The sequence below is a fragment of the Rhodococcus sp. BUPNP1 genome (assembly GCF_002215235.1).
Classification (GTDB): domain Bacteria; phylum Actinomycetota; class Actinomycetes; order Mycobacteriales; family Mycobacteriaceae; genus Rhodococcus.
The window spans coordinates 210646-227187 of the sequence record NZ_NERM01000006.1 but is presented as its reverse complement, the minus strand read 5'-3'; the positions used below and the strand labels follow the sequence as shown (position 1 = coordinate 227187).

13 protein-coding genes are annotated in these 16542 nt (G+C 66.9%); 10 read left to right on the top strand and 3 right to left on the bottom strand.

The genetic code is table 11. The annotated features are described in order from the left end of the window. The first annotated feature begins 23 nt into the window (after positions 1 to 23). The 4 genes from B9C99_RS08650 to B9C99_RS08635 all read left to right on the top strand — a co-directional run bounded on the left by B9C99_RS08650 (position 24) and on the right by B9C99_RS08635 (position 4174). Positions 24 to 1703, top strand: coding sequence for an AMP-binding protein (locus B9C99_RS08650; protein ID WP_088897572.1), 1680 nt, complete (start codon positions 24 to 26; stop codon positions 1701 to 1703). A 167-nt stretch (positions 1704 to 1870) separates the two neighbouring features. After that, a complete protein-coding gene (locus B9C99_RS08645) occupies positions 1871 to 3052 on the top strand; it encodes a Rieske 2Fe-2S domain-containing protein (RefSeq protein ID WP_016694695.1) in 1182 nt (393 codons plus the stop codon). Between the two features lie 11 nt (positions 3053 to 3063). Continuing rightward, complete coding sequence (locus B9C99_RS08640) at positions 3064 to 3333, top strand: hypothetical protein (RefSeq protein WP_016694694.1); 270 nt, start codon at positions 3064 to 3066, stop codon at positions 3331 to 3333. Positions 3334 to 3370: 37 nt separating this feature from the next. Next, on the top strand, positions 3371 to 4174 hold the full coding sequence (locus tag B9C99_RS08635; protein ID WP_016694693.1) for an SDR family oxidoreductase: 804 nt from the start codon (positions 3371 to 3373) through the stop codon (positions 4172 to 4174). 171 nt (positions 4175 to 4345) lie between these two features. Here B9C99_RS08635 and B9C99_RS08630 read toward each other — a convergent pair whose 3' ends face one another. From B9C99_RS08630 to B9C99_RS08620, 3 genes are all read right to left on the bottom strand, one after another. After that, complete coding sequence (locus B9C99_RS08630; protein ID WP_016694692.1) at positions 4346 to 5398, bottom strand: ferredoxin--NADP reductase; 1053 nt, start codon at positions 5396 to 5398, stop codon at positions 4346 to 4348. A 117-nt stretch (positions 5399 to 5515) separates the two neighbouring features. After that, positions 5516 to 6862, bottom strand: a complete 1347-nt coding sequence (locus tag B9C99_RS08625; RefSeq protein WP_016694691.1) for an MFS transporter — start codon at positions 6860 to 6862, stop codon at positions 5516 to 5518. A gap of 226 nt (positions 6863 to 7088) precedes the next feature. Then, positions 7089 to 8234: a 12-oxophytodienoate reductase gene (locus B9C99_RS08620; protein ID WP_088897571.1), complete on the bottom strand. Its 1146-nt coding sequence runs from the start codon at positions 8232 to 8234 to the stop codon at positions 7089 to 7091. 280 nt (positions 8235 to 8514) lie between these two features. On the opposite strand from B9C99_RS08620, the gene B9C99_RS08615 reads away from it, so the two are divergent. From B9C99_RS08615 to B9C99_RS08590, 6 genes are all read left to right on the top strand, one after another. Further along, positions 8515 to 9402, top strand: coding sequence for an IclR family transcriptional regulator (locus tag B9C99_RS08615; protein ID WP_026061674.1), 888 nt, complete (start codon positions 8515 to 8517; stop codon positions 9400 to 9402). Positions 9403 to 9507: 105 nt separating this feature from the next. Next, positions 9508 to 10374: an alpha/beta fold hydrolase gene (locus B9C99_RS08610; protein ID WP_088897570.1), complete on the top strand. Its 867-nt coding sequence runs from the start codon at positions 9508 to 9510 to the stop codon at positions 10372 to 10374. A 169-nt stretch (positions 10375 to 10543) separates the two neighbouring features. Further along, positions 10544 to 11722 (top strand): acyl-CoA dehydrogenase family protein, encoded by a 1179-nt coding sequence (locus B9C99_RS08605; RefSeq protein WP_016694687.1) that lies wholly within the window; start codon positions 10544 to 10546, stop codon positions 11720 to 11722. Positions 11723 to 11756: 34 nt separating this feature from the next. Next, positions 11757 to 12680 carry a biphenyl-2,3-diol 1,2-dioxygenase gene (gene bphC / locus B9C99_RS08600; protein WP_088897569.1) on the top strand — a complete coding sequence of 308 codons (924 nt, stop codon included), beginning with the start codon at positions 11757 to 11759 and terminating at the stop codon, positions 12678 to 12680. Between the two features lie 431 nt (positions 12681 to 13111). Further along, a complete protein-coding gene (gene hsaA / locus B9C99_RS08595) occupies positions 13112 to 14284 on the top strand; it encodes a 3-hydroxy-9,10-secoandrosta-1,3,5(10)-triene-9,17-dione monooxygenase oxygenase subunit (protein ID WP_060653698.1) in 1173 nt (390 codons plus the stop codon). A gap of 160 nt (positions 14285 to 14444) precedes the next feature. Next, positions 14445 to 15911 carry an FAD-dependent oxidoreductase gene (locus B9C99_RS08590; protein WP_088897568.1) on the top strand — a complete coding sequence of 489 codons (1467 nt, stop codon included), beginning with the start codon at positions 14445 to 14447 and terminating at the stop codon, positions 15909 to 15911. Positions 15912 to 16542 lie beyond the last annotated feature (631 nt).

Sequence of the window (16542 nt, the reverse complement as noted above, 5' to 3'; positions counted from 1 at the left end):
CCACAACCGTCTGGAGGAAAGACTTGGACACGTTCGCAGAAGTAGTGCGCGCTCGTCACGGTGACCCGAAGGTGGGGTTGCGTTTCGAGGACCAGCAGTGGACCTGGGGCGAGGTGGTCCAGGAAAGCGCCGATCGTGCCGCCGCGATCGTCGCGACCGTGCCCGCTCCGGCAGACCGGCAGCGTCACATCGGAGTGCTGCTCGAGAACGTCCCGGACTTCGTGTTCTGGATCGGTGCAGGGGCTCTGGCCGGGGCGGCCGTGGTGGGTATCAACGCCAGCCGTAGCGGTCCGGAGATCGCCCGGGACATCCGGCACGCGGATATCGACCTCGTGATCACCGAGTCCCGCCTCGCACATCTCCTCGAGGGCACCGATCACGGATTGCCCGCCGACCGGATCTACGACATCGACGACGCGCGGTACGGGCAGTTCCTCGAGCCGTTCCGCGGCGCAGACCTGCCGGAGACGATCCCGTCCGCCGACGACATCGCGCTGCTGCTGTTCAGTTCCGGGTCCACCGGTGCCCCGAAGGCCGTCATCGTCGGTCAGGGACGATTGGCCCGCCTTCTCGGGCCGCTCACCGAACGTGTGCGCATGCGCGAGGATTCGGTCGCCTATCTGTGCATGCCGCTCTTCCACGGCAACGCCCTCATGCTCAACCTCGGCACGGCCATGCAGGCCGGTGCGACCGTCTGTCTGATCCGGAAATTCTCCGCGAGCAGATTCGCCCCCGACATCCACCGCTACGGCGCAACCTTCGTCAACTACGTCGGACGCGCCCTGTCGTACATCCTGAGTCGGCCGGAAGACCCCCGTGACCGCACGAGCACCCTGGAACTGGCGTTCGGCACCGAGGCGTCCGAAGCCGACGTGGCCCGCTTCTCCGAACGCTTCGGCTGCACGGTCGTCGAAGGCTACGGCATGAGCGAAGGCGTCTTCCGCATCAACCGCACTCCCGACACCCCGAGCGGATCGCTCGGGGTCGCCGTCGGAGGCGTCGATGTGCGGATCCTCGACGAGGACACCGGGCAGGAGTGCCCCCGCGCCCGTTTCGACGAGACCGGTCGCCTCCTCAACAGTGACGCCGTCGGTCAGATCGTCGCGTGCGGTGCCGCCCACACCTTCGAGGGCTACTACAAGAATCCCGAGGCGATGGCCGATCGGGTCAAGGGCGACGATTTCTGGTCGGGGGACCTCGGGTACCGCGACGAGAACGGTTTCTTCTACTTCGCCGGACGATCCTCCGACTGGCTTCGCGTGGACAGCGAGAACTTCTCCGCCACTCCGGTCGAGCGCATCATCCTGCGAGTGCCGGGCATCCTGTCCGCCCCGGTCTTCGCCGTGCCCGACCCCACGACCGGGGATCAGGTCATGTGCGCCGTCGAACTCGAGCCCGGCGCGGAGTTCGATCCGGCGGTGTTCGGGTCGACCCTGGCCGAGCAGCCCGACATGGGTGACAAGTGGTGGCCGCGATTCGTGCGCGTCACCGCGCAGATCCCGCTGACGGGCAGCAACAAGGTGAACAAGGCCCCGCTGCGGGCGGTCGCGTGGAACACCTCCGACCCGGTCTACGTGCGTGTCGGACGGACCTCCGAGTACGTCCTGCTCGACGATGCGGAACGAGCCCACATCGAGCAGGAGTTCGTGGCCAACGGCCGGGCGGCCCTGCTGCCGACCACCGAGCCTGCACCGGTCGCGTGATCGTGGCCCGACCCGGTCTCACGACATCGGAAGGTCTCGACCAGTGAGATGTCCTCATCAGGGGTGATACCGATCACCTAGCGTTTCGGTCGTATCGCGACGGAATGCTCCAGCGGACTCCGCCGCCTGACCTCCTCAACGCTTCCCTCCCGAAAGGACGGACGACCGTGAGCATCGGCACTTCCGAACAATCCGAGATCCGCGAGATCGTCGCCGGGTCGGCTCCCGCCCGCTTCGCCCGAGGCTGGCACTGCCTCGGTCTGTCGAAGGATTTCAAGGACGGCAAGCCGCACTCGATCGAGGCCTTCGGGACCAAGCTCGTGGTGTGGGCCGACAGCAACGACGAGATCAAGATCCTCGACGCGTACTGCCGGCACATGGGCGGGGATCTCAGCCAGGGCACGGTCAAGGGCGACGAGATCGCGTGTCCGTTCCACGACTGGCGCTGGGGCGGCAACGGGCGCTGCAAGAACATCCCGTACGCGCGACGTGTTCCCCCGATCGCCAAGACCCGCGCGTGGCACACCCTCGACCAGGACGGCATGCTCTTCGTGTGGCACGACCCCCAGGGGAACCCGCCGCCCGCGGACGTGACCATCCCGCGCATCGAAGGTGCGACGAGTGACGAGTGGACCGACTGGGTCTGGTACACCACCGAGGTCGACACGAACTGCCGGGAGATCATCGACAACATCGTCGACATGGCGCACTTCTTCTACGTGCACTACTCCTTCCCGGTCTACTTCAAGAACGTCTTCGAAGGCCACGTGGCCAGCCAGTTCATGCGGGGTCAGGCTCGTATGGACGCTCGTCCGCACGCGGACGGACAGCCGAAGATGCTCGGTAGCCGCTCCGACGCGAGCTACTTCGGACCGTCCTTCATGATCGACGATCTCGTCTACCAGTACGAGGGTTACGACGTCGAGTCGGTCCTCATCAACTGCCACTACCCGGTCTCCCAGGACAAGTTCGTCCTGATGTACGGCATGATCGTCAAGAAGTCCGATCGCCTCGAAGGCGAGCAGGCCCTGCAGACCGCCCAGCAGTTCGGGAACTTCATCGCGAAGGGCTTCGAGCAGGACATCGAGATCTGGCGGAACAAGACCCGCATCGACAACCCGCTCCTGTGCGAGGAGGACGGCCCCGTCTACCAGCTGCGACGCTGGTACGAGCAGTTCTACGTCGACGTCGAGGACGTCAAGCCGGAGATGACCGACCGTTTCGAGTTCGAGATGGACACCACCCGTCCGGTGGCCGCGTGGATGAAGGAGGTCGAGGAGAACATCGCCCGCAACGCCGCCCTCGAAGGACAGGCCGGCTCTGCGCAGCAACCCACGACGGCGGGGTAGGAGCGAAGAACATGCAGAACCGGATGGAGCCGCTGCGGTGCGGCGAGTGCGCCGCGCAGGTGCTGGTCCAGAAGAACAGCTGGGAGCACACGTCCATCCAGTGGAACACCGACGCGCGCCGTCGTTGCCCCGTCGTCCGGGACGACGACGGGCGCGACGGCCGTCCCGGTGCGCCCCGGATGTCGTGCTCGCACCTCGACGCCGCGATCGCCAAGGCGGCCGCATCGGGGGTCATCGAGGTCTTCGACGACACCCCGATCCGAGCCCCCATCGTGCAGTGACCTCTTCAGCTTCCGACTACCTCCCGAAGGACCAGTGATGACCGAAACCCTCGATCTCGACCGCTCGTACTACGGCCCGTGGGCCGTCATCGCCGGGGGCTCCGAAGGCGTCGGCGCGGCATTCGCCGACGAATTGAGCCGCGCGGGTTTCGATCTCGTGCTCATCGCGCGTAAGCCGGGCCCGCTGGAGGAGACGGCGGACAAGGCGCGGAGCAACGGCGTGCAGGTGCGCACCCTGGCGCTGGATCTGCTCGACGACGACGCCGTGGAAGAGATCCGCAAGGCGACCGAGGACATCGAGGTCGGCCTGTTCATCTTCAACGCCGGCGCGAACAGCTACGGCCACGAGTTCGTCACCGGCGACCTGGACGGGTTCCGCGGCGTGATCGAACTGAACGTCCACCGGCAGATCGAGTTGTCGCACCTGTTCGGTGGGCCGATGAAGGAGCGCGGGCGCGGCGGCATCATGCTGCTCGGGTCGCTCTCCGGGTACATGGGTGCCGAACACCAGAGCATCTACGCGGCGTCGAAGGCGTTCAGCCGCGTCTTCGCCGAGAGCCTGTGGCTCGAACTCGCACCGCACGGTGTGCACGTGGTCGAGCTCGTCCTCGGTGTCACCCGCACCCCGGCGATGGTGCGCGCGGGCCTGAACTTCGACATCCCGGGGATGCTCGTCGCCGAGCCGGAGGACGTCGCACGTGAGGGTCTCGAGCACCTCCAGGACGGCCCGGTGTGGGTCGCCGGCGGCAACTACGAGGCTGCGGTCAAGCGCAGCGGCTTCCCGCGGAACAAGCTCGTCGAGGGTGCAGCAGCAGCGATGCGGGCCCTGCTGAACCGCTGATCCGCAGATCCCACCTACTCGTCCCCGGGTGCCGTACGGCGCCCGGGGACGCCCCATTTCACGAGACTTCGTTCACCCGGAGACCCATCCGCGACGGCGGGAATCCCGTCCGGACGATCGAAGACCCCGCACCGCAGAGGCGGTACGGGGTCTTCGATCGGTGCAACGGGTTCAGAAGTCGATGCGCACGCGGTCGCTCTTGGGCCTGGCCTGGCATGCGAGGACGTACCCGTTGGCGATGTCCTCCTCATCGAGGATCGCGGACGGCGGGGTGTCGACGTCGCCTTCGACGACGGTGCACGCGCACGACCCGCACTCGCCCTCTCGGCACGAGTAGGGTACGTCGAGGCCCTTCGACAGCATGACGTCGACCAGAGTCGCGCTGCGTGGCCAGACGAGGTCGTGTTCCTCACCGTCGAGCTGCACTGTCACGGAGGCGGCGTCGGTGTCCGACTCGTCGATCTCGACGGCAGGTACGTCGGCGAACGGATCGCCGGACAGGGAGGTGAAGACCTCGGCGTGGATCCGGTCCTTCGGGACGCCGGCCAGCAGCAGGCCTTCACGGACGGTGTCCATGAACGGGCCGGGTCCGCACATGTACGCGCGGTGATCGGCGAAGGAGGAGACCAGGGTCGCGAGCTGCTGTGGCGACGGCAGGCCTTGCACGCTCTCAAGCCAGTGCACGACGGTGAGGGCATCGGCGTGCCGGGCGGCGAGTTCGCGCAGCCTCTCGGCGAAGATGACGGACTTCTCGTCGCGGTTGCCGTAGACGAGCACCACGTTGCGATTGCCGCTGTGCAGAGCCGACTCGAGGATGGACAGCACCGGCGTGATACCGCTGCCTCCGGCGAACAGTACGAGCTTCTCGGTGAGATCGACCGGAGTGAACACACCTGCCGGGGGCAGCACCTCGAGGGTTTGCCCTGCAGTGATGTTGTCGCACAGCCAGTTCGAGCCGTACCCGTCCGCGGTGCGCTTGACGGTGACCTTGAGCGGCTCGCCGGTGTGGGGGGAACTCGCGAGCGAGTAGCACCGTGCCACGGAACCGGTCCGATCGCTCGGGATGCGCAGGGTGAGGAACTGTCCCGGTTTGTAGGCGAAGTCCGCGCGGCGCTCTTCGGGCACGTCGAACACCAGCGAAACGGCGTCGGCGGTTTCCTGGACGACTGCACCGACGGTCAGTACGACGGAGCGTGAACCGACCGGTGTCTCAACGGCTGTCATCGCAGTGGGTTCCCTTCGATACGAATACTTCTCGATCGGACCACGGTAGAACGCCGACGGACGCCGACGCCCGTCTCCTCCCGGTAATCGGGACACAGGAGGAGACGGACGTTCGGATCAGGCGGTGCGCACGCTGCGTGGGATCAGCAAGGTGATCCCGATGGTCACCACGGAGAGCGCGATGAGCATGCCGCCGACCATGTTGATTCCCGCGAGTGGGGTCGCAGCGAACGCGAGCAGCATGGTCGCGATCGATGTTCCGACACCCTGGCCTGCTGTGCGCAGCACGGCGTTCGTGCCGGTCGTCTCGCTGGTGTTGTGCTCGGGCACGGACTCGACGATCAGGTTCGGAATCGCCGTGTAGGCGAAGGCGGTCGCGACCGACACCACGACGACCATCGCGGTCATGGCCACCACGGAGTGGTGCGCGGTGAGCATGACGACGACGCCGACGATGAACAGGGCGGTGCCGAGCAGCATCGACGCGCGTGAACCCACCGCGGCGGAGATCCGGCCGCTCAGCGGAGTGCAGACGAATCCGAACAGGGAGCCGACGAACGAGAGCCAACCCGCGTGCGTCGCGCTCAGGCCCAGGCCGAAGTCGCCGGTGGACGGCGTCTGCATGATGATCGGAATGATCATGGTGACCACGCCCAGCGGTCCCGCCGCGATCGCGACGGTGGCCAGCATCGTGAGCGAGAACTTGCGGTCGACGAACAGACGCACGTTGATGATGGGGGAGGGGGTGCGCAGTTCCCACCGCACGAGCAGGACCAGAGCGACGGCCCCACCCAGGATGAGACCGAGGGTCCGCGGGTCCGACCAGCCCCATGCCTGGGACTTGTTGACGCCGAGCAGGATCGCGGCGACCGCGCCGGCGAAGGTGACCGCCCCGATGTAGTCGATCTTCTCGGAGGTCCCGGTGGGCCGGCGCCACGGGAGGACGAACCAGACGAGCAGCAGGGCGAAGATCGCATATGCGGCTGCGACGACGAAGATCATGTGCCAGCTGGCGTTGTCGATCAGCAGACCGGCGACGAGCAGCGACGCCGAACCTGCGGCGACCGCCGAGCCGGAGATCAGTGCGACGGCAACGGGAACACGGGAAGCGGGAAGATGCTCGCGCGCCAGCCCGATGCACAGCGGCAGGATCGCACCGGCCACACCTTGGATCGCGCGGCCGATGATGATGCTGGTGAGGCTGTCACCGAGGGCGCTGACGATCGAGCCGAGCGCCGCGACGGCGAGCAGGACCATCAGGATCCGTTCCCGGCCGTACATGTCGCCGAGTCGACCACACACGGCGGCCGAGGCGGCCGAGACGAGAAGGAAGGCCGTTACCGCCCATCCGACCGTCGATGCGTTGCTGTCGAATTCGGTGATCAACGTCGGGATCGCGGCGAACATCATCGATGTTTCGAACGCACTGATGATCTCGACGGCGATCAGGACCGACACGATCACCCATACCGGTTGCTGCCGGTCGAACCGGCTCCGCCCCTTCGGGGTTGCGGATTCCGGCTGGGAGAGTTCATTGGCGTAGGACGTCAAAGCACATTCCAGACTCTCGGCGGCCCGGGCGCGGGCCGTGTTTCCTGCCCCACGAATGGGAGTGGCTCGGATCACTTGGTATCGCAGGTGAGAGCTGTCACGCTGTTCTATCTCGCTGAGCGAGACCGGTTTTGGTGCGTCAGATGAGCGCGGCCTCGTGTACGGCGCGGTCGAACTCGGGCAGTTCCGCGCCGTTGCGAAGGGTCGTCGCGAGCGACGGGTCGGCGAGATGCAGACGTCCGATGGCGATCAGATCGAACTCGTCGTCACCCAGCCGTCGTTCGAGTTCGGGAACGTTGTTGCGCACAGGTGCGCTGCCCTGGAGGCGGCTCTCCCGCAACGTCGTCGCGATTCCGACACTGCCTACGGCCATCGAATGTGCGCCGGTGACCTTCTTGGCCCAGCCTGCGAGTGTCAGGTCGCTGCCTTCGAAGGCCGGCATGTCGAAGCGGCGGATGCTCGCGTCGAAGACGTCGACGCCGGCTTCCTTCAAGGGGGTGAGGACGGCTTTCAGCTCGTCGGGAGTGTGCGCGATCCGGGCTTCGTAGTTCTGCTGCTTGTGCTGCGAGAACCGGTAGAAGATCGGCAGGTCGTCGCCGATGCGCGCGCGGATGGCCGCGACCACCGCGGCGGGGAAACGGGTGCGGCGCTCGAGATCTCCGCCCCATTCGTCGTCGCGGAGGTTCGTTCCCTCCCAGAGGAACGAGTCGAGCAGGTAACCGTGCCCTCCGTGCAGCGCGATGCCGTCGAATCCGACTTGGGCAGCGGCGGCCGCCGCGTCGGCATAGGCCGCGACGACCTGCTCGATGTCCTCCACGGTCATGGCCCGCGTGGGCGCGGAGGCCCGGGAGATGTAGTCCTCGCCGTAGGACGTCACGCCGAGCTCACCCCAGACTCCCGACGGCCGCATGGGGACGAGGTCGGGGTCGACATCTGCGGTCATCGCGCCCCAGAGGGGGCCGACGTGCCAGAGCTGGGGGACGATGCGTCCACCCTCGGCGTGGACCGCGTCGACGACGCGACGCCAACCGTCGAGGGCTTCTTCGCCGTGCATGTGGGGCACGCGGGGATTGTCGACTGCTGTCGGGTGATCGATCGCGACGCCCTCGGTGACGATCAGGGCCGTGCCGCCCGCGGCGCGTCGCCGGTAGTACTCGACGACGTCCGGTCCGGGCACGCCGCCCGGCGAGTGCGACCGGGTCATCGGGGACATTACGATGCGGTTGCGGAGCTCGAGGGATCGCACCGTCAGGGGGCGGAAGAGGGGGGACTCGGTCTCTGGCATCTCGGTCTCGACTCTTTCGGCTCGTGCGGGCGACGGGTGCAGGCGGTTCGGCCCACATCCGAGGTTGTACCCACCGCCCGGTCCGCGGGACAGGGACCTCCTGCTCAGTGAGACGTGCCGGCGGAAGGTCGAGGGGAGGGACGTGGATCGCGGGATACATCGAGTCCGCTGATCGGGAATTGTGCAACAGGTCACTCGCCTTGTACTCTGGGCATCACTCACAAGAATCAATTTCAATTCTTGCTTTCGTGGGTGATCGGATTCCGGAGAAAGGGTGACGATGTCCGAGGCGCAACGTACGCAGGTCTCCCAGGCACCGAAGCGCGAACTGCCTGCATCGATGGTCGAGCGAATGACCCTCATCCTCGATGCCTTCGACGATCTCTCGTCGCGGCTCACCCTGGAAGAAGTCGCGTGCCGCACCCAGCTTCCGCGCTCGACGGTCCACCGCATCCTCGACCAGATGGTGCGACTCGACTGGATCGACCACGCGTCTTTCGGGTATTGCCTCGGACGTCGTGCGAAGTCCATGGGAGAGGGCGACAGTGGGCACATCCGCGTCCGTGAGGCCGCAGCACCGCTCCTCCACGAACTGCACATGACAACCGGGATGGTCGCGCACCTGTCCGTGCTCGACGGGCCCGACTGCGTCTACCTCGACAAGATCGGCGGCCAGCTCGCCGCGGCACTGCCGTCGCGGGTCGGCGGACGTGTCCCCGCCTACGCCACCGCCGGCGGCAAGGCGCTGCTCGCCGGACTCGAGCCGGAGCAGGTCGATGCCCTCTACCCCGGCCCGCAACTGCCGCGTCGCACCGAGCGGACCATCACCGATCTGTCGACCCTGCACCTCGAACTCAACCGCATCCGCCGTCGCCACGGTCTGGCCTTCGAGACCGGAGAGGCCACCGCCGGTATGTCCTGTGTGGGCGCCGCGGTCCGCAGCCCTGCCTCGCCGGTCGCCGCGATCTCCCTGTGCGGTCCCACCCGCCCCGGCCACCTCGAACGCATCGCGCCGCTGGTCGCCGATGCGGTCCGCACGATCTCGCGCACGCTCTATCCCGAACTCGACACCCCTCGACGCAATCGCGCCGCACGCACGTCCGGAGCGTCGTGGTCGCCGCAGGTCATGGAGCGAATGCTCGCCACGCAGTCGAATGGCTGGATCTGACGACCGGAGCCGGCAGCATCACGCACCGTCCCCTGGCGGGCGGAACATCCCGGTGATCGGGAACGTTCGAGCCGCGTGAGGTGGATCACTGGAAACCTTCTCGTCATGACGATGGAATCGACTTTCGAGAACACGGCGAGAGAACTCGCGACCGACCGCGGCACCCTCCGTTACCACGAAGCCGGTCAGGGTGAACCACTCCTGCTGCTCCACGGCTCCGGGCCGGGCGTCACCGGCTGGCGGAACTACCGCGGTGTGCTCGCCGATCTCGCCCAGCACTACCGGTGCCTCGTCCTGGAGTTCCCCGGCTTCGGCGTGAGCGACCCGTGCGAAGGACACCCGATGGCGATGGCCTCGGTCGCGGTGACCGACTTCCTCGACGGACTCGGCCTCGACCGCGTGTCGATCATCGGGAACTCGATGGGGGGCATCGTCGGGACGCAGTTCGCGATCGCGCAGCCCGAGCGGGTGAAGAAGCTCGTCACCATCGGTGGTGCCGGCCGTTCGGTCTTCGCGCCCTCCCCGGGCGAGGGCATCCGTCTACTCATGGAGTTCACGGACGACCCCACGCGCGACAAGCTCGTCCGCTGGTTGCGGTCGATGGTCTACGACCCCACCATCGTCACCGAGGAACTCATCGAGGAGCGGTGGGCCCTGGCCACCGAACCGAAGACCCTCGAGATCGCTCGTCGCATGTACAGCACCGCGGCCTTCGCTGCGGGCGCGAAGGCCGCTGCCGCCTCCGACGCCACCCCGTACTGGGCGCAGCTCCACAAGATCACCGCGCCGGTGCTGCTGACCTGGGGTCGCGACGACCGTGTCAGCCCCGTCGACATGGCGATGCTTCCCATGCGCGAACTGCGCCGCGGCGAGCTCCACGTCTTCCCCAACTGCGGCCACTGGACGATGATCGAGGCGCGCGAGGCGTGGCTGTCGGCGGTGCTCGCGTTCCTTCGCCGCGACGACGCGTAGGCCCCGTCCGCGCGGACTCGTGACCCGATCCCGCTCAGCCCCATCGACCGCTCCCGCTCAGTGGAAAAACGACGATACGGGAGCGGTCCACCTGGGACCGTAGGCGTCAACGGAACCGACGCTCACCACGCCGTATCGGGGGCGTCACCCTCACAGAGCTGGAGAGATCATGGGACAGGTGCTCGACTCCGTTTCGGAGTTCGCAGACGAGATCCGCGCGGACGGCGCCGAAGGCGACACGCTGATGCGGCTGACCGACCGCAGCGCGAAGAGGCTCCGCGACGCCGGTGTCGTACGGCTCCTGCAGCCGAAGGAATTCGGGGGCCTCGAGGCGCATCCGCGCGAGTTCGCGGAGACCGCCATGGCCATCGGAGCCATGGACGGCGCGACGGGCTGGGTCAGCGGCATCGTCGGTGTCCACCCGTGGGAGATGGCCTTCTTCGACCCGAAGGCCCAGCAGGAGGTGTGGGGCGAGAACCCCGACACCTGGATCGCCTCCCCGTACGCGCCGATGGGTGTCGCGACCCCCGTCGACGGCGGGTACATCCTCAACGGCCGCTGGTCGTTCTCGTCGGGCACCGACCACTGCGACTGGGTGATGATCGGCGCGGCCGTGGGCGACAAGGACGGCAACCGCCTGAATCCGCCGCAGAGCCTGCACGTGTTGCTGCCGCGGTCGGACTACCGGATCGACCACGACAGCTGGAACGTCGTCGGCCTGCGCGGCACGGGTTCGAAGGATCTCATCGTCGAGAACGCCTTCCTCCCCGAGTACCGGACCCTGCGCGCCGAGCGCGTCATGGGCGGTGTGGCGTGGCAGGACGCCGGACGCGACGAGACGCTCTACAAGTTCCCCTTCTCGTGCATCTTTCCGCTCGGCATCACCTCGTCGCTCATCGGCATCGCCGAGGGTGCGCTGAACTGCTACATCGAGTCCCAGCGCGAGCGGGTCACGGTGTCCGGCACCGCGATCAAGCAGGACCCGTACGTGCTGTCGAACCTCGGCGACGCAGCGGCGGAGATCGCCGCGTCGCGCGCCGCCCTGCTCGAAACCGTCGACCGTTTCTGGGATCTGACCGAGCGGGGCATCGAGGTCACCTTCGAGCAGCGCGCGATCGGACGTCGCACACAGGTCGCTGCGGCCTGGCGGGCTGTGCGCGCCGTCGACGAGATCTTCGCGCGGGCCGGTGGCGGCGCACTGCAGCTGAGCAATCCGCTGCAGCGCTTCTGGCGCGACGCGCACGCTGGTCTGAGCCACGCCATCCACGTGCCCGGTTCGATCTTCCATGCCGCGACGCTCACCCAGCTCGGTGAAGAACCGCAGGGCATGATGCGGTCGATGATCTGACATCACATCCATTACGGCGAAGGAACATTCGGATATGACGGACATCCGGGGACTGGGCTATCTCAGGATCCAGACCACAGACATCGCACGGTGGCGCGAACTCGTCGTCGACGGACTCGGGATGGCGATCGGCGCCGGCCCCGAGACCGACGGCCTGTACCTGCGCGTCGACGAGCGGCGGGCACGGTTGATCGTGCTGCCCGGTGAGGTCGACAAGGCACTCGCCGTCGGCTGGGAGGTGCGCGACGAGTTCGCGCTGCGTCGCGTGCGCGAAGCGGTCGAGAAGGCCGGCGTCGCCGTCGAGGTCCTCTCCGAGGAGGAGTCGACCTATCGCGACGCCGAGCAGGTCATCGCATTCGACGATCCGGGCGGCACCCGCACCGAGGTGTTCTTCGGCCCGGTGCTCGACCACAGCCCGGTCGTGACGCCCTTCGCCGGTGTCTTCCACACCGGCGAGGAGGGGCTCGGCCACGTCGTCCTACCCACCGCCGCTTTCGCGGAGTCCTACGAGTTCTACACGGAGGTACTCGGTTTCCTGCCGCGCGGAGCGACGCGGCTCGGTGGTCTGTCGGCACCGCCGCCTGTGCGACGCGTGCGGTTCCTGGGTGTCAACCGCCGTCACCACAGCCTCGCGTTGTGCCCGGCGCCGTCCACCGCCGAACCCGGTCTCGTGCACCTGATGCTCGAGGTCGACACCCTCGACGCGGTCGGTCAGGCCCTGGACCGGGTGAACAAGCTCGGTTTCTCGATTTCGTCGACGCTGGGCCGCCACACCAACGACAAGATGGTCTCGTTCTATGTCCGGGCTCCGGGCGGATGGGACATCGAGTTCGGCACGGAGGGGATGCTCGTCGACGAGACCTTCTACACCGCAGAGGAAATCACCGCGGACAGTTACTGGGGTCACGACTGGTCGGGTTCCGAACCGCTCGCGGCGTTCTCGCCTCCGGTGGGCTGATCGAGTTCGTTCACCCGGGTACTTTCCGACGATGCCACGGCGTACGACGCCGTGGCATCGTCGCGTCGGCGGCCTGTTCGCTCGCCTGTCACTGTCGGCTACGACATGACCGCGCGGCTCGACCTCGAACCGGGATTCTTCGAGGCTCGAAGATTCCGTTCGGTGCGACGTGAGGCGATCACCGAGGAATCGGAGACCACTGGTGGATATGCGACAGCGCCGTGAAGTACAACCCCGCCTGCCACTACACGGGTGCCCCATCGATGCGTTGCGCGCGCTCGTCCGTCAACACGGCCATCGTGCCACGATCCACGGAGCCTTCAACATCCCCGTGACTGGGGAGACGCTGTGGTTGCACACGGGGGCACAGGGGTCGGCGCGTGAACCCGGATATGCTGCGGGGGAGACGCACACACGACACGAGGAGTCCGATGACCGCCGACGACGTTCTGGGCGCGGTCCGCGAATTGACCCCGGGGATCGCCGATCGGGCCGCACGTGTCGACCAGTTCGGCCGCATTCCCGACGAGGCCATCCGCGATCTCGTCTCGGCCGGAGTGTTCCGCATGTTGCAGCCCCGCCGGTACGGCGGATGGGAGACCGAACCCGCACGGTTCTACGAAGTGGTGCGGACGATTTCGGAGGCGTGCGGTTCGACGGGATGGATCGCCTCCATCGTCGGTGTCCACCCCTGGCATCTCGCTCTGTTCGACGATCGGGCGCAACGCGACGTGTGGGGTGAGGACGATTCCGTGCTCATCTCCTCGGCGTACGCCCCGGTCGGAAGACTCGTCCCCGTCGACGGTGGTGGTTACCGCCTGTCCGGAACGTGGATGTTCTCCTCCGGCTGCGGGTTCGCGTCGTGGGCGCTGCTGGGTGCGGTGATCGTCGGGTCGGAGGGGCGGCCCGTCGATTTCGTCACTGTTCTCGTTCCGAAGTGCGACTACGTGATTCGCGACGTGTGGAACGTCGTGGGATTACGGGGAACGAGCAGCAACGAGATCGTCGTCGACGACGTGTTCGTCCCCGACTACCGGGTCAAGAGCAACTACGAGACCTCGCAGCTGCGGGGTCCGGGCCGGAAGGTCAACACCGGTCCGCTCTATAGGCTTCCGTTCGCCGCCATGTTCACCACCACCGTCGCCGTGCCCATCGTGGGAGTGGTCGCCGGATGTTACGACGAGTACCTGTCGGCGATGCGCGAACGCGTGCGGCTGAGCCTGGGCGGGGGACGTTTCGTGGACGATCCGTTCGCGCAGGTCGCCGTGGGACGGGCAGCATCGGATATCGACGCGGCGACGCTCCAACTCGACCACAATATGCGTGAGCTGTGGAAGCTGGCGCGGGCGGGCACGGAGATTCCGCTGCAGCTGCGCTTGCGTACCCGACGGGATCAGGTGCGGGCCACCGAACGAGCGGTCGAGGCGATCGACCTGTTGTTCAAGACGGCCGGGGGGACGTCGTTGTTCCTCGGTGGAGTCATCGAACGTGCCTGGCGCGACGCGCATGCCGGAAGCGTCCACGTCGCGAACGAACCGGAGCGGGCCTATGCCTTGTACGGACGGGACGCATTCGGGTTGCCGGTCGAGGACAACCTCGTCTGATCTCTGCGCTCGCGGTGGGGACGCCGCGAGTGTTTCTGCCCGTCCTCCCGAACACCGGGAAGTCCTCACCGCCGAGGGGGAACGGCGTCTACGGTCCGAAGGGATCGCTCCACCCCTCTGCGGAATCGTGTGCCGCTCTTCGTTCTCGGAAGGACCTCCCATGAGCACTTCTCCGGTTCGCCCTGTTCCTGCGGGCGAGATCGAACGCTGGGATCTCGAGGCCGACGTCGTGGTCGCCGGTTTCGGTATCGCCGGTGTCTCCGCGGCGATCGGTGCGGCCGAGAGTGGCGCGGATGCGCTGGTGCTCGAGCGTACCGGTGGCGGTGGGGGAGCGGCGGCGCTGTCGGGCGGCATCGTCTATCTCGGCGGTGGCACGCGACTGCAGAAGGCCTGCGGATTCGACGACACCCCCGAGCAGATGAAGACCTTTCTCGCCGCGGCTCTCGGTCCGGGGGTGGACGAGGACAAACTCGACGTCTACTGCGAGGGCAGCGTCGGCCATTTCGAGTGGCTCGAAGCATGCGGCGTGCCCTACAAGGAGAGTTTCTGGTCGCAGCCGGGGTGGGAGTGCCCCGTGGACGACTCGCTCATGTACAGCGGTGGTGAGAACGCCGCGCCGTTCGCCACACTCGTCGACCCCGCTCCCCGTGGGCATCTCGCTCAGGTGCCGATGCCGCGCAACGGTGATCAGGCTGCCGGCTACGTGCTCATGACCACCCTGATCGCGAAGGCCGCCGATCTCGGCGTGCGTGTCGAATCCGATGTTCGGGTCCAGCGTCTCGTCGTCGACGAGACCGGACGTGTCGTGGGGATCGTCGCCACGAGGTTCGGTGCTCCGCTCACGGTACGTGCGCGCGGCGGTGTCGTACTCGCCACCGGGTCGTTCGCCTACAACGACGAGATGATGCAGGCGCACGCCCCGCGGTTGTACAAGCGGCCGGCCGCGACCGTAGAGGAGCACGACGGTCACGGTATCGCGATGGCTCAGGCACTCGGTGCGCGACTGGCGCATATGGACGCCTGTGAGGTCGCGTTCTTCTGCGACCCGCAACTGATCGCGCGAGGCATCCTCGTCAACGGCCGGGGACAGCGCTACGTCACCGAGGACACCTATCCCGGGCGGATCGGCCAGCTCACCATGTACCAGAACGACAATCAGGCATTCCTGGTCATCGACGAACAAGCCTACGAGGAAGGAATGGCCGCACCGACCTCGAGTCCGCAACTCCGTCACCAGCCGACCTGGGTGTGTGAAACGGTGTCGGAACTCGAGTCCGAAATAGGTCTTCCCGCAGGAACTCTCGTTTCGACGGTAGAGCTGTACAATCGGCACGCCGAATCGGGGACGGATCCGGTACTCGGAAAGGAGTCGGAGTGGGTGCGGCCCCTCCGATCGCCGATCGCCGCGATCGATCTGCGCGGCATGACCGGAGGTTTCACTCTGGGCGGACTGCAGACCTCGGTGGACTCGGAAGTCCTTCACGTGGACGGAGAACCGATTCCCGGTCTGTATGCGGCGGGTCGCTGTACATCCGGTCTTTCCGCGTGGGGCTACTGCAGCGGCATCTCTCTCGGCGACGGTAGCTTCTTCGGCCGGCGCGCAGGCAGGCGTGCGGCGACGAAGTGAGTGGCACCGGAATGTCCCCTCGGGTGCGATGAGCGGGGCGCTCCGGATCCGAGTCCGGGAGGGCTCCACATCTCGTGTCGCGCGGGCGTGCCGCGGGGGGATGTCGTGCTCGCGACCCTTGCCGTGCGCGAACTCTGCAGTTCGCGCCAACGGCCGGTGACCGGACATCGGTGCCGGGCGTGCGGGCCGATCGGGTATTCGGGCACCCGAGGAGCGTTGTCGCCGTGCACCGAAGGGCGGACCTCCTCACCGCCCTCTCCACGCATTGTGTAAGTTCGACGCCGCGAAACGGGGGGGCATCGATGAACGAACACGGGACTGCGCACGGTTGTCGGGAGCCGGCAGGGGCGGGTGACCGCCGGGATTCCTCGTCGTCGTCTCCGCTACGGAAGTGTCCGGCCCGGTTCCCGACGACGGTGCTCACCATTCGTCGATCGGCGGTCCGCCTGACCGGTTCGTAGGGTGGTCCGGTCCTCGGACTCGGGTGACCGGCACGGAATTCGTCTCCGTGCCTGGGATGAAGTATTTACCCGCACGAAGATCTGGTGTAGAACGTTCCGAAAAGATGTTACTTATGTCCGAAAAGCACGTTTTTCTCATCGTGAAAGGGAGATCCGAGAAGTGGATCCGA

Coding starts and splice junctions, on each gene's coding strand:
- B9C99_RS08640 (WP_016694694.1), top strand. CDS start 3,064: ATGCAGAACCGGATGGAGCCGCTGCGGTGCGGCGAGTGCGCCGCGCAG.
- B9C99_RS08635 (WP_016694693.1), top strand. CDS start 3,371: ATGACCGAAACCCTCGATCTCGACCGCTCGTACTACGGCCCGTGGGCC.
- B9C99_RS08630 (WP_016694692.1), bottom strand. CDS start 5,398: ATGACAGCCGTTGAGACACCGGTCGGTTCACGCTCCGTCGTACTGACC.
- B9C99_RS08620 (WP_088897571.1), bottom strand. CDS start 8,234: ATGCCAGAGACCGAGTCCCCCCTCTTCCGCCCCCTGACGGTGCGATCC.
- B9C99_RS08615 (WP_026061674.1), top strand. CDS start 8,515: ATGTCCGAGGCGCAACGTACGCAGGTCTCCCAGGCACCGAAGCGCGAA.
- B9C99_RS08610 (WP_088897570.1), top strand. CDS start 9,508: ATGACGATGGAATCGACTTTCGAGAACACGGCGAGAGAACTCGCGACC.
- B9C99_RS08605 (WP_016694687.1), top strand. CDS start 10,544: ATGGGACAGGTGCTCGACTCCGTTTCGGAGTTCGCAGACGAGATCCGC.
- bphC (WP_088897569.1), top strand. CDS start 11,757: ATGACGGACATCCGGGGACTGGGCTATCTCAGGATCCAGACCACAGAC.
- hsaA (WP_060653698.1), top strand. CDS start 13,112: ATGACCGCCGACGACGTTCTGGGCGCGGTCCGCGAATTGACCCCGGGG.
- B9C99_RS08590 (WP_088897568.1), top strand. CDS start 14,445: ATGAGCACTTCTCCGGTTCGCCCTGTTCCTGCGGGCGAGATCGAACGC.